This window comes from Candidatus Omnitrophota bacterium, from assembly GCA_028707125.1.
GTDB lineage: Bacteria > Omnitrophota > Gorgyraeia > Gygaellales > JAQTUX01 > JAQTUX01.
Map to the genome: position 1 here is coordinate 1,080,582 of JAQTUX010000001.1, position 12,768 is coordinate 1,093,349.

A 12,768-nucleotide genomic window follows, 5' to 3' on the forward strand; every position below is an offset into this window, starting at 1 on the left:
CAGTCACAAACTTATGTTCGCTGTCGCTCCATAAGTTTGGACTTCACTTGACCTTTCTAGCTGTTTAGCAGTATAAATTCCCTCAAATTCGATCTTTCTTTAACGTTCATGCCTATAAACTGTATACCGGAGTTATACCTGTCGGCATGGGGCAAACGCTGCGACCAGACCACTTGCCCGGAGGCGTATATGATCTCACTATTCAGATTAAGCTCCAAACATATTGGAGTGCAAGGCGTTAGGTAATTTTCAAATGCCGCCCTCACGCCTCCTTCGCTTATGTCAAGGGTGGTGCTTTTACCGTGAGAAGAACAATTGCTTATCTTGTAGCTTATAGCCACCTTTGAGGGGATACGCGTCCATCTCCTTTTCTCAATAAGTGAACTATCCATTATAGAGTGAGTTTAACACAGAGTTATCAAGGTGTCAATACCTTATCGCGCGCGGTAGTGGGCGTTTATTCTTTTTGCTCAGTCGCCTCTTGCAGCCTGTCCATAAATTCCTTGACGGTATGCGTGCGGCTGATAATCTTCTGCGCGACATCAGGAGGAATAGGATGCGGGCCCATGGGGTCGAGGGCATCGCCCACAATCATATTTATAATATGTATATCATTGCCGATATAGTGCATAAACATATCCCCGACCATAGGGTGCATCGGGATCTTTTCCTTGAAGTCCGGGAAGTGTGGATCCTTATCCGAAGCCGAGACTATCTTGCTCACGACCGCCTTTATATTCTTGGTATAAGACAGGATTTTCTCCGCTTCCTTCATGGGTATTTTCTTATTATCTTTAAGATAGTATTGACAGAGCAGGTTTATGGCGGTTATATCGTCCCCTATGCGGTTATAGAACAAATCCCAGATTTCATGGTCAATGGTGATTTTTTCTCTTTCTATCCGTTCGTAACACTCTTTTTCGTTGGGCATTGGATTGGCCATATATCACCCCTTTTAAAGTTTGTGCTTTTCCCGCGCCTCATTGATTACCCTGTCTATATCTTCTATGTCCAGCGGCTTCAGGAGATAGGCAAACGCGCCTAATTGTTTGGACGCATCCACTTTATCCCTCTCGGTTATGCGGGTTACCATAATGCAAATGGCATTGTTATCTATCTTCTTTATCCTTTTCAATGTTTCGACTCCGTCAATGGGAGATAAAGGCATATGCACGTCAATCAGGGTGATCTCCGGCCTTTCTTTCTCGAAGATCTCCACCCCTTTTAGTCCGTCGACTGCCCCGAATACGGCATATCCCCTCTTCTTATAAATCTTCTGAGTGTAATCGACTATGCCTTCTTCATCGTCGATTACCAGGAATTTTAAGGATTTCTGTTTATTCATAGCTCCCCCTTTTTAGAATAACCTCTTGCCTTTTGACTTTTCTTCGCGCAAGCCCGTCTGCTTCAGTTCCTCATCGGTAATATCTTTGGCAACCGGCAATTCTATAAACAATGCTGCCCCCTTGTTCTCTCCTTCTGACTCTGCCCAAATTCTGCCCTTATGCCGGTCTATTATCTTCTTTGCGTTATACAGACCCATGCCCGTGCCTTCTGTCGAGGCCTTTGTAGTAGTAAAGGATGAGAAAATTATGGGTAATATGTGTTTCTTAATGCCGTAGCCGGTATCCAAAAAGGATATTTTTATTGTATCACGGTCGGCTAATTCTGCCCTGATATTAATCGTTTTCTCTTTGGCGTATTTCATCGCATGCATCGCGTTATTGGCAAATATCACCAATACCTGCATAAGTTCTGCCTTCTCTCCGCGCACGTAAGGCAGGTCATCCGTTATATCCTGCGTAAGGCGGATATTCTCAACCTTCAACTGCGGGGCCATAAGATACTGGAAGCTGGTTATCACGTCTTCTATCTTTAGGGGAGCGAGTTTCCCGGTTGAGACCTGGCCGAATTCCCTTATAGCCTTAACCATCTTTGACACGCGCTCTGCCGCCTCCTTCATAAGATACAGGGACCTGCCCATCTCTTCCCTTTCCTCTTTAGGCAGCCGGCCCTCCTCCATCAGGGAATCCTCCATAAATGCCACATGCCCCCTTATGACCTGCATAGGATTGTCTATCTCATGGGCCAAGGAATACGAGTAGGTATCCATTTCTTGAAGCCGCGCCTTGCGCTGCCTGTCCTCTATTTCCCTCCAGAAGATACAGTTCTCAATGGCCAAAGACATTGAATAGGAAAGCGTCTCAAACACGAGCATATCATCGGTAGTATACATCTGGCCTCTGTGTTTTGGGCCCAGCACAAGGAAGCCCAATAAATTGTCTTCCATAAAACAGGGAATCAGCAGGCCGAAATTAAGGGAAAGGTCCTCCACAGCGCCTATTTCTTCCTGCAGCAGCGGCCTCTTCTGCCTGCCAAGCTCACCCACCAGGCCTGAATCCACGGATACGAATTCCTTCAATCCCAGCCCTTCGCCTCCGCGATGGCAGCACTTGAGATGATAGCTGTTATGCAGCTCATCTTTCAGATATACAGCAGCGTAGGGGATCTTAACGGTATCCACAACGGTTGAAACAATGGTATTAAGCAATTTATCCAGGTCCCTGATTCTGGTCATTGTCTCAGAGAGTTTGCGAAGGGCGTTTTGATACTTCCTCTGTTCTTTTAAGATAGCGTTTTCCGCCCGCCGGCGCAGGTAGGCGTAGATAAACGGGCCGGAGGTAGCAAGCAAAACTGCCAAAGTGGTAGAGAATAGCCATGACTTTGTAGTATATCCAAGCCAGAAAGGAACTCCCAAGACTAAAGCATAGACAATAGCAAATATACTGGCGCGGGTAACAATAATACGCACATCAAGAAAGCGATAGCGAATAATAGAATAGGTAGCAATAATACAATATGCTGAGATAGCAAAATTACTATAAGGATAGATTCTAGACCCAAAAGCCGGCAAGAAATTTATTGCTCCACCGATAAATCCGATTGCTGTTGAAAGTAATAAATAAAGAAGCTGATTTCTTTTAATTCCGCGAGACTGTCGATATGATTTGAAAAGATTGTAGTAAGCATAACCTAATATTAACATCCAGGTTAAATAAAGAAGCGGATACGCTGATCCTGTGGCAACCGGGTAATAAAAAGATCTGAACATAAATTCCAATTTGGTAAAAAATCCGGCAATGGTAGCGGCCGCTGCCAGCAAACATAATACATACGCAGCAATAAGAATGTTTTTAGAGCGAAGTCCGCATAAAACATAAACAACATGGAAGAATAAAACAGAAGTAAATATAACTCCTGCCAGACCAAACTTAAAGAAAGTTACCGCTAACGCTTCTGTCCTCGTCTGGGTTACTAAAAATCCTCCTATTCCCCATATAAGGACTGCGGTATTAAACAAAATCCACAACCAATGAAGAAATGATCTCTTGCTATAAATCAAAACAATAGCAATCACACCAACACAGGCAACAATGAGTAATAAACAGGATATCGAAAAAGGATTGAATATCATATTATTTTAAACTTTCTTTTTAAGATCTGATTTGCTACCCGCTCTCCACCCAATATTACGCCTGTGATGCCTCCTCCAAGCTGTGTCCATGCGCTGGATAAGTAAACATTATCAATCGGAGTTCTTGTTTTGAAACGACTTAGCCCGCTTTGAGAGACGATTCTGCTCCACCCATATAATGCCCCTTTATAATTGCCGGTATATCTTTCCATTGTAAGCGGCGTTGCAATAGACATTTCTTCAATATATGAAGATAAATCGGGTATAATCTTCTCTGTTCTCTTAATTAAAATGTCTGCCAATCGTCGTTTTTCTTCTCTGTACTGTTCCTTTGATAATTTTTTCCAAAAGTCATATCCCGCAAGCGTAATAATACCCATTATAAATTTACCGGTCGGAGCAATATCCGGCTGGAGATTAGAGTATAAAGTTATGACATATGGAACAGTGTCCATTTTGTTATCTTCTATATCCTTGTATTGAGTATCTAAATCATAGCTTGGGTTATAAAATATTTCATAATCTGTAAAACCTTTATTTCTTAAATCTACATTCAAACCTAAATAAATCTGAAAAGCAGAAATGGATGGCTCCATACCACCGATTCTTTTTATGGTTCTTTCAGGAAGATATTCTTTACCGATTAAGTTAAAAAATGTTTTAGTTGAGTCAACATTTGAAATGATTATATCTCCGAAAAATTCTTCCTTATCCTTCGCCCTGACTCCTTGGGCGACATTATCTCTTAGAAGTATCTTTTCTGCCTCTTTGTTTAAAATTATCCTGCCGCCTTCCTCTTTAATTGCTTCGCAAAGACCGTTTGAAAGAGATTGACTCCCGTTCTTAATATAGCATCCGCCATTATGCAAATAATCATGCCAGGCATAAGCTAAATAGAAAGACGGCAGCATGCTCGGCGGCAAACCAACATATTCCCAAAGTTGTGAAACCACGGCCTTCAAACGGCTATCCCTTAAAAAATTATCTAATAATTTCTGAAATGGCTTATTTGCATAGAGGAATAATTTTGGAAATTTTATGGGAAAATAAAGCATTTCAATGCTGGGAGGAAGATCGTTAGCATATAGAAATTTCACCACCTCATGATATATTTTGGATATTTCATTGGATAATTTTCTTAGACCGATATGCTCTGAAGGGAATGCCTTTATTAAGTCATTTAAATATTGCTGGGGATTATTCTGGGATATCCGTAAGTCAAAATCAGGGAATATTGAACGATAAAGATACGCCGATTTTAGGAAGCTGATTTTACCTATAACGCCACATCTCTTAAGTACTTTATAGGTAGCACCCTCTTTATCACAGCCACAAATCAAATGTAGCGATGCATCAAATTTAAAATCACCCCTTCTAAAATCCGCCGCATACCCACCGGCAACCGGGTTTTTCTCAAGCACGAGCACTTTCCTGCCGCTTTTTGCAAGCAGGGCAGCGGCAGTGAGACCGCCTATGCCTGCGCCTATGACGATGACGTCATACTTATTTTTCATTCCTTCTTTGGTTTAACTGCAAACGCGCCGCTGGTTTTAGCCACTACCGTATCCCCTACCATTGCTATTGTCTCTATTATGCCGCTGGTATCAAGGATTTTTACGCTCTTGGCCTCTATAGTAAGTGTGTCACCGGGATACACAGGAGAAAGGAGCTCTGTATTGACCTTTACCAGATAGTAATCAGGATGGGTATTTGCGATTTGTGGTTTTGCAGTGTAGTAAAGTATGAGGGATGCCTGGGCCATTGCCTCAATAATCAATGCGCCCGGCATTATGGGCTTGTTGGGGAAGTGGCCTTCAAAGTATTTTTCTTTTGGATCAATATATTTTTTAGCCACGATGCGCCTGCCTTCGTCTATCTCAACAACCTCATCAATAAACAGAAACGGCTCTCTGTGGGGCAGTATGCTTTTGATTTTCTCTTTATCCATCCTGCCATACCCTGATTGCTTTAGGTTCCTGGCGAGTTCAATTACTTTATTCAGAGTTCTGGCCTTTGGGATTTCTGTTTCCGGCACAGTTATCTTAAATCTCCTCTCCAGCGCCGCGACTATCTCAAGACCCTTCATTGAGTCAACCTCAAGGTCGGCAAAATCCTTGTCGGGATCAATTTTATCTGCAGGAATCTCAATAATCTCTGATACAAGTTCGGCTATTTCGTTTTCAAATTTAGCAGGCATAGCATCGTCTCCATACTTCTATATTATATTTTCTTCTCAAGATAATCCACGACATCTTTAATGATAGACATCTTCTCTGCATCTTCATCAGGAATCTCCATACCGAATTCCTGCTCTATGGACATAAGCAGCTCAATGCCTTTCAGGGAATCCATGGACAAATCCTTGTTGAAGTTTAAATCCGGTGTTATTGTATTGGGGTCACTGATCTTGAATTCCTCTGCCACTACCTTCTGTATGCGCAGGAAAATCTCCCGGCGCTTTGATTCCCTGGCGCCATCCTGCTCTTTACGCTTCTTCCTGAAAATGGCCATGACCCTGTTCTCCTTTTGGGTCAATTTTCTATACTACTCTCATTAATAATGTCTATCAAGGAGTAATTTTCCCTATCTATCTTATAGCATATCATCTGGTAAATCCGTCCTGTATTGTTCTTTAATTTCTTTAACTTTATCCCTACCCGTAAAAGTGTCATATCTATAAATCTCGTCGAACTGAATGTCTTTATTGAAATTATCTACGACGGACTCGTACCCAGCTACTAGGGAATACTGTTTACCTTTATCATTTTCCCAATCGATAAAAATATAAGCCCTGTACTTCTTCTCGTTACTCATTGTGAGGCAACGGCTCAGAGGCATGGGGACTGTCCCCGGACTTCGCGTTTAGCATTAAATGCAGCTGTCCCGTTTTTTTAGCGAAGGTTTAATCATTTATCAGTAAACACTATTGCTGTACCTGTTTCGTACATCCCCATTTGTTTTATATCTATGACTGCATCTGCCCCAACCTCTCGCGCTTTTTTTATCATATCTCTTTCATCGCTAATACGGTGAGGAGTACCACCAGTCCCAAAAAAGCTAGCGCATTTACTTATTTTAATAATACCGATTTCTTTATAGGGTCTATCGGGTTTAATTGTAGAAAATAGCGAAATCTCCTCTTTCTCAGTTTTAGGAGGATATTCAGCTTCTGTAAACTTTGTAAATCTTACTGAAGAAGAACCATACATAAGATAATTACACCCATTAATGGATACCGCTAGCGCTAATAAGGCAATAACCTTTTTCATGCTTCCCTCCTCAAGCATATCCTGATTACCTGTTTTCTATCCTTACGCCGCATTTGAGGCAAAGGTTAACTTAGCTTAGTCAGCCCAATCCTTGCATATTAAAGTCGCCTGCTCTAAGACAGTATCAGTGGCTCTTTTCTGTTTATCAGGTGGATAGCCGTATTTCCTTAAAACCCTTTTTACCATAACTCTCAATTTGGCCTGGATGCTTTCTCTCAATGTCCAGTCTATGGCTAAGTTGTTGCGGACGGTCCGCACAAGTTCTCTGGCAATCGTCCTTAGCGTCTCATCCCCTAAAACCTTCACTGCGCTGTCGTTGACTTCAAGCGCGTCGTAAAAGGCAAGCTCATCCTCAGTTAACCCTAAATCATCACCGCGCCTGCCGGCCTCACGCACCTCTTTAGCAAGCTCAATGAGTTCCTCAATGATCCTTGCTGAATCAAGAGCCTTGTTCTGATACTTTCTTATGGATCTCTCCAGCATCTCAGCAAAAGACCTGCCTTGAATGAGGTTTTTCTTTGATCTGAGCCTGATTTCATCGCTTAATAATCTCTTCAATAATTCAAAGGCGAGATTCTTATGAGGCATACCACGCACCTCTGCTAAGAACTCATCGCTTAGAATAGAGACATCCGGTTTCTTAATGCCGGCTGCCTCAAAGATGTCCACCACCCTATCAGAGGTAATCGCCTTGGATACAATCTGTTTGATCGCGGAATCAAGCTGTTCATCGGTCTTGCCTGCTCCGGTGTGGAATTTAGCCAGCCGCGATCTTACTGCCTGAAAAAACGCTATATCATCTCGGATCTTAAGCGCGTCAGTATGGGGAACGGCCAATGCAAAGGCCTGAGATAGCTGGGTGACAAATCCCAGAAATCTCTCCTTTCCGCCCTTCTGCTTTAAAAGATGCTCTTCGGCAAGCGCCATAATAGACATCTTATCCCGCGCAGAAGCAGTGAAGAATCGCTTATAATTAAACCCGTGAAACATATTTGATACCACCTCAAACTTCTCACGCATCAGCGCCACAGCCTCTTCCTGTTCAAAGGTGGGCTTGCCTTTGCCGCCGCTTTCGGTATAGTCAGCAAGCGCTCTCTTTAAATCATCGGCAATGCCTAAGTAGTCAACAACAAGGCCGCCGGGCTTGTCCTTAAATACTCTGTTGACCCTGGCAATCGCCTGCATCAGCCCGTGGCCGCGCATAGGCTTATCAATATACATCGTATGAAGGCAGGGAACGTCAAAGCCCGTAAGCCACATATCCCTGACAATAGCCAGCCGCAAGGGATCGGCCGCGTCCTTCATGCGGTCACCAAGAGAGCGCCTTTTGGGCTTTGTCCTGATATGCTCTTGCCAGTTAACAGGGTCGGCAGCAGAGCCGGTCATAATCACCTTCATAAACCCCTTATCATCATCCTTGTGGTACCACTCCGGCCTGAGTTTCTTAATCTCATTATGCAGCTCAATACAGATACGCCTGCTCATACAAACCACCATTGTCTTGCCGTCAAGCGCTTGAAGGCGTTCCTCAAAATGACTGACAATATCTTTGGCGATCCGGCCTATGCGCTTTTTGCTTCCCACAATCGCCTCAAGCCGGGCCCATCTTGTCTTGAGTTTCTCTTTTCTTTGAACCTCTTCGCCTTCGGTTGCCTCTTCAAATGAAGGATCAATCATCGGCCTTTCTGCGGATTTAAGCTCAAGCCGGACAAGGCGGCTCTCGTAGTAGATTCTTACCGTAGCGCCGTCTTTTACCGCCTGCTCAACATCATAAATATCAATATAATTGCCGAAAACCGCCCTTGTATTGCGGTCTGTAAGCTCTATGGGCGTGCCGGTAAAGCCGATAAAAGAGGCATTAGGCAGGGCATCGCGCATATGCCTGGCAAAACCGTCAATAAAATCGTATTGGCTCCTGTGCGCCTCATCGGCGATAACCACTATATTCTTTCTATCGGAAAGCCCAGGAAAGGCATCGCCCTTATCCTCCGGTAAAAACTTCTGCACAGTGGTAAAGACGATACCGCCTGAAGAAACCTTTAAAAGCTCCCTCAGCTTGCTTCTTGAAGTTGCCTGAACCGGCTTCTGTCTCAATAAATCCTGGCATCTGCTAAAGGTGCCGAAAAGCTGATCGTCTAAATCATTGCGGTCGGTCAATACGACGATGGTGGGATTATCCATAGCCAAGACAAGCTTGCCGGTATAGAAAGCCATAATCAGGCTCTTGCCTGAGCCCTGGGTATGCCAGACAACACCGCAACGCTTATCGCCCTTGGCTGCCTTCAATGTCTCTTCAACTGCCTTATTGACCGCGTGGTATTGGTGGTAGGCGGCGATCTTCTTATTCAACTTATGCTGCTCTTCCTCAAAGACGATAAAATGCCTGATTAAATCAAGGAAGATACGTTTATCAAACATTCCGCGCAGTAATACCTCAATTTGCGGAACAGCCGTAGGTTCTTTTTTCTTCCCTTCGATGGTCTTCCAGGGAAGAAAGCGTTCCCATTCAGAGGTTATGCTCCCTGCTACTGCCTCAATGCCGTCGCTTGCCACAAGGACTTCATTAAAATGAAAAAGTGCTGGAATTTCGGCCTGATAGGTATCAAATTGCTTAAAGGCAGTAAAACAGGAGGCATTTTCATCGGCGGGATTTTTAAGCTCAATTACAGCCAAAGGCAGACCATTGACAAATAAAACAATATCCGGCCTGCGGTTATGATTGTTTTCGATAACGGTAAACTGATTAACCGCAAGAAATTCATTGTTCTGCGGCTTGTTAAAGTCAAAAAGCCAGACCTTATCCCCGATAACCCTGCCGCCTTTGCGATATTCAACATCCACACCCTCAACCAGCATCTTGTGAAAATGCTGGTTATTCACCACAAGGCTGGGACTTTCAAGGCGTAGCAGTTTCTTAATGGCCTCGTCTTTTGCTTCATCGGGAATAGAAGAATTAATCTTTTGAATAGCGTCCTGTAACCGATCAATAAGAACAACCTCGGAATAATCCTTGCGCTCAGGTCTTTCGCCGTCCGGCGCAATATCGGGGCCGTAAAGGACTTTGTAGCCAAGATTAGAGAGAATATCTAAGGCGACTTCTTCAACTGAGGATTCGGTGAGGATATGAGCCATATCAATTAAGCATTTTACAACAAATATTATTTCTTCTTGGCAAAATGTCGCTTTATCTTTCCATCTAGTTCAGCGGTACGCACGCCCATAGGTATATCTGCTTTATTGGTACCTATATTTTTCCGACAGAACTTTACAAAATCATCAAAAGATTTATCGAAAATCGAATAAAACTCCTTATCTTCCTTAAGGGTCTTTAAAATCCGTTCTGATGCTGATATTAACAATGCTCTATCATAATTACCACCGATTATACAATGAAGATAAAAACAACCAATGTGGAATTTACCATACGACAACAACATATTTTTATACGGATCTACAATGCTTTTATTACGCTGCAGATATCTAATATTTTTATTTAAACGCACATCAATTTCGACTGGAATACGATAAAGCCTATAATCAACCACGCGTTCTTTCTCGGAAGGAAACACCTCATCATATTTCACTTTAAAAAGTCGCTTAGGATGGCTCTTTGCTTGAGAAGGCATATCTAAAATATATGATAAATATAGCTGAAATAACTTTTGGATACTCACAACATTTCGTTTACCTTGATTACGATAGAAATTTGTACGTCGCTCGTAATAAATACCGAAATCGAGCAAGTATCTTTCTATGTTCTTCTGAATGTCTTCACCAGCCCGCAGAGAAAAAGTTTTAATAGGCGTTTGGGAATTGGTGGCCTCCGTTATTTTAAAAATTAAATCTCGGTCCTTTGTGGCGATAATCTTAACAAGCACATGTGCCCCATCTTTTAATAATCTTAGCTGTTTAGATTCATCCAAATTTTCTCCTCGTTCAGTTCTTTCTCTATTATTTAAAGCAATATATAGAGCATTTGCTGTTTGGCAGCCATTTACAACCTGACAACCATATAATTTCAATCGATTATTTGGCATTTCATCGACATGGCGACAAATAATAGTCATACCATTATTTAAGCCCCAAAAATACTTAGAATCATCCTCGCTCGAACATGTATCAATTATCTTAGTATTTAGTTCGTTGCGTTGATAATAATCCCTAATATTAGCTTCAAATAAAGCCCCTTGCCACACTTTAACCAAATTTGCGATTTGACTACTCTTTATAATACAAATATATCCTGTTAAACTCCTATTTGCTTCAATTGGAGTGATATATTTTAAATTTGCAACATATTCAACCGATTCAATGATCTCATCACCCTTATCTTGTAAATCAACTAATTCTTGTGCGCCTATCAATTTAATATCAACATTGGCATAACCTGCGGTTTTTAAGATTTGTTCTATTTCCTGAATATGTGGGGACAATACCGGATCGTCCAGAACAGTATCTTTTACTCCAGAAAAGATAAAATAAACAATGACTTTAACTTGGTCTGGAGAATAACGAGTATAAATTTCTTCACGAACAGAAGCGATATCTATGGTACGCTGATAAAGATATGAATTAAGATTGTCTTGTATTTCATTCCGAATAAATGATTTTTGAATGCCATCCTTCATCTTTAATATAGAATCCAAATCAAGGCCGCTCCGTTTGAATTGAAAAAGATGAAAAATAAATTTTGAATCTTCATTACATTCAGAAAGATCTTCTATTGAATTAAGTATTCTTCGATTAGCTGTAAGATATAACGCGTCCACCCCATAATCATGCCCTACCTTACGATAAGAACTATCTGTAATACCCTCTTCAATCTCTACCAGTTGCAATTCTTTAAAAACTTGCTCTAATGAATATAGCATAAATTCCGAACCACGCTTTACATCATTATCTAAACCATCTGTAAAATCGCGATAAGAATCCGAAAGTGCGTTTACACGGTTATCGAGCAATGTAAAAATACTCATAATCTCCCTCCATCCTTATACAGATCACCCTTATCTTTCCTGACATCAGCTTTAGCAAAAGAGAATCGCACGCCTAAACAACTTTATTGATCACATTGATACCATTTCTCGCTCGAGATCTTCAATTCCCCAAGAGCCCCACGAATCGGCCTCTTTATTAAATTCATTCCACTCTTTGTCTAAGATCTCAACTCCTTCCGGAGAAACTAATGGTTTATCAATAAATTCAAGATGATCATATTGAGGAACTGGCAAAAAACCACCACTTCCTCCGAACAGTATATACACATTAATGAAGTCAACGACTTGACAAATTACTTTATGTGCTTTCCATAGATATCCTAGCGTGATTGAAACCTGATCGGCGTTATCATATTTTCTACTTTCCGGGGTAGCCGCGTGAGCTATATTTTTGTCCACATGAGCCTTTATATCATCAGTAGCTGATTTAATTTTCTTAATAAGGTAACTAAAAATTTCTTTGCGAATATAATCATTGGGCGTTCGCTGATTCTCTTTAATTCCGGATAAAGCATCTATCTGCTCATGCCGCATCCTCAAGAGCTGACTATCTAATTCACGTGGCAAGAAAAAAGCGCCCGAACCACTCCGCAACTTCTCCAACCTATAAGCTGACGCACGCTGCTCTACAGCCTCATAATCATACTCCCTGTCTTCAGCTAGAAATAAATATCTTCGGGTCATTAAAGAAGTCTTTGCTCTCATATCGTTTAATAATGATACCAAAGAAAATGCCCCCTTCTTCCCAGTAAGTGGATGCGGATCAATTAGGCGTCTGATAGCCAGAAATTGGCTGTCGAAAAAACATTCATCAATAAAATAATGCAATGTTCCATTAATTTCTTTATTACCCTGATGATTATCTGGCGCAATTTTTCTAGCACAATTAATCAGTCTAAAAACCGCAGCATTCCAAATCATCTGATAAACCTGATGAATAATTGAGTTGCGATCGTTTAATGCAAAGCACTCAACCCATAAATCACGTCTTAGTTTAAATTTATTGAATTGCGCATCACAAACCATA

General features: G+C 41.7%; 11 protein-coding genes. All 11 read right to left on the bottom strand.

Annotated elements, in window-relative coordinates; translation table 11 throughout:
• Window positions 1-56: 56 nt before the first annotated feature.
• The gene (locus PHR44_05440; protein ID MDD4910104.1) at window positions 57-392 is read right to left on the bottom strand and encodes a PilZ domain-containing protein; all 336 of its coding nucleotides are present in this window, start codon (window positions 390-392) and stop codon (window positions 57-59) included.
• A gap of 65 nt (window positions 393-457) precedes the next feature.
• Entirely contained in the window at window positions 458-943 is a 486-nt protein-coding gene (locus tag PHR44_05445; protein ID MDD4910105.1) for a hypothetical protein, read from the bottom strand.
• 12 nt (window positions 944-955) lie between these two features.
• Window positions 956-1,345 (bottom strand): response regulator, encoded by a 390-nt coding sequence (locus PHR44_05450; GenBank protein MDD4910106.1) that lies wholly within the window; start codon window positions 1,343-1,345, stop codon window positions 956-958.
• A 12-nt stretch (window positions 1,346-1,357) separates the two neighbouring features.
• Entirely contained in the window at window positions 1,358-2,578 is a 1,221-nt protein-coding gene (locus tag PHR44_05455) for a GAF domain-containing sensor histidine kinase (protein MDD4910107.1), read from the bottom strand.
• 893 nt (window positions 2,579-3,471) lie between these two features.
• Window positions 3,472-4,989: an NAD(P)/FAD-dependent oxidoreductase gene (locus PHR44_05460; protein MDD4910108.1), complete on the bottom strand. Its 1,518-nt coding sequence runs from the start codon at window positions 4,987-4,989 to the stop codon at window positions 3,472-3,474.
• Window positions 4,986-5,672 (bottom strand): 3-hydroxyacyl-ACP dehydratase FabZ, encoded by a 687-nt coding sequence (gene fabZ / locus PHR44_05465; GenBank protein MDD4910109.1) that lies wholly within the window; start codon window positions 5,670-5,672, stop codon window positions 4,986-4,988. Before fabZ ends, PHR44_05460 begins: the two co-directional genes overlap by 4 nt.
• A 23-nt stretch (window positions 5,673-5,695) precedes the next feature.
• Window positions 5,696-5,986, bottom strand: a complete 291-nt coding sequence (acpP, locus tag PHR44_05470) for an acyl carrier protein (GenBank protein ID MDD4910110.1) — start codon at window positions 5,984-5,986, stop codon at window positions 5,696-5,698.
• A gap of 395 nt (window positions 5,987-6,381) precedes the next feature.
• Window positions 6,382-6,744, bottom strand: coding sequence for a hypothetical protein (locus PHR44_05475; protein ID MDD4910111.1), 363 nt, complete (start codon window positions 6,742-6,744; stop codon window positions 6,382-6,384).
• A gap of 75 nt (window positions 6,745-6,819) precedes the next feature.
• Window positions 6,820-9,876, bottom strand: coding sequence for a type I restriction endonuclease subunit R (locus tag PHR44_05480; protein ID MDD4910112.1), 3,057 nt, complete (start codon window positions 9,874-9,876; stop codon window positions 6,820-6,822).
• A gap of 26 nt (window positions 9,877-9,902) precedes the next feature.
• Complete coding sequence (locus PHR44_05485; protein MDD4910113.1) at window positions 9,903-11,720, bottom strand: AIPR family protein; 1,818 nt, start codon at window positions 11,718-11,720, stop codon at window positions 9,903-9,905.
• A 90-nt stretch (window positions 11,721-11,810) separates the two neighbouring features.
• Window positions 11,811-12,767: a hypothetical protein gene (locus tag PHR44_05490; GenBank protein ID MDD4910114.1), complete on the bottom strand. Its 957-nt coding sequence runs from the start codon at window positions 12,765-12,767 to the stop codon at window positions 11,811-11,813.
• Between the last annotated feature and the right edge of the window lies 1 nt (window position 12,768).

Excerpts from the sequence above, each read along its gene's own strand:
- PHR44_05440 (MDD4910104.1), bottom strand. The coding sequence starts at position 392 with ATGGATAGTTCACTTATTGAGAAAAGGAGATGGACGCGTATCCCCTCA.
- PHR44_05445 (MDD4910105.1), bottom strand. The coding sequence starts at position 943 with ATGGCCAATCCAATGCCCAACGAAAAAGAGTGTTACGAACGGATAGAA.
- PHR44_05450 (MDD4910106.1), bottom strand. The coding sequence starts at position 1,345 with ATGAATAAACAGAAATCCTTAAAATTCCTGGTAATCGACGATGAAGAA.
- PHR44_05455 (MDD4910107.1), bottom strand. The coding sequence starts at position 2,578 with ATGACCAGAATCAGGGACCTGGATAAATTGCTTAATACCATTGTTTCA.
- PHR44_05460 (MDD4910108.1), bottom strand. The coding sequence starts at position 4,989 with ATGAAAAATAAGTATGACGTCATCGTCATAGGCGCAGGCATAGGCGGT.
- fabZ (MDD4910109.1), bottom strand. The coding sequence starts at position 5,672 with ATGCCTGCTAAATTTGAAAACGAAATAGCCGAACTTGTATCAGAGATT.
- acpP (MDD4910110.1), bottom strand. The coding sequence starts at position 5,986 with ATGGCCATTTTCAGGAAGAAGCGTAAAGAGCAGGATGGCGCCAGGGAA.
- PHR44_05475 (MDD4910111.1), bottom strand. The coding sequence starts at position 6,744 with ATGAAAAAGGTTATTGCCTTATTAGCGCTAGCGGTATCCATTAATGGG.
- PHR44_05480 (MDD4910112.1), bottom strand. The coding sequence starts at position 9,876 with ATGGCTCATATCCTCACCGAATCCTCAGTTGAAGAAGTCGCCTTAGAT.
- PHR44_05485 (MDD4910113.1), bottom strand. The coding sequence starts at position 11,720 with ATGAGTATTTTTACATTGCTCGATAACCGTGTAAACGCACTTTCGGAT.
- PHR44_05490 (MDD4910114.1), bottom strand. The coding sequence starts at position 12,767 with ATGGTTTGTGATGCGCAATTCAATAAATTTAAACTAAGACGTGATTTA.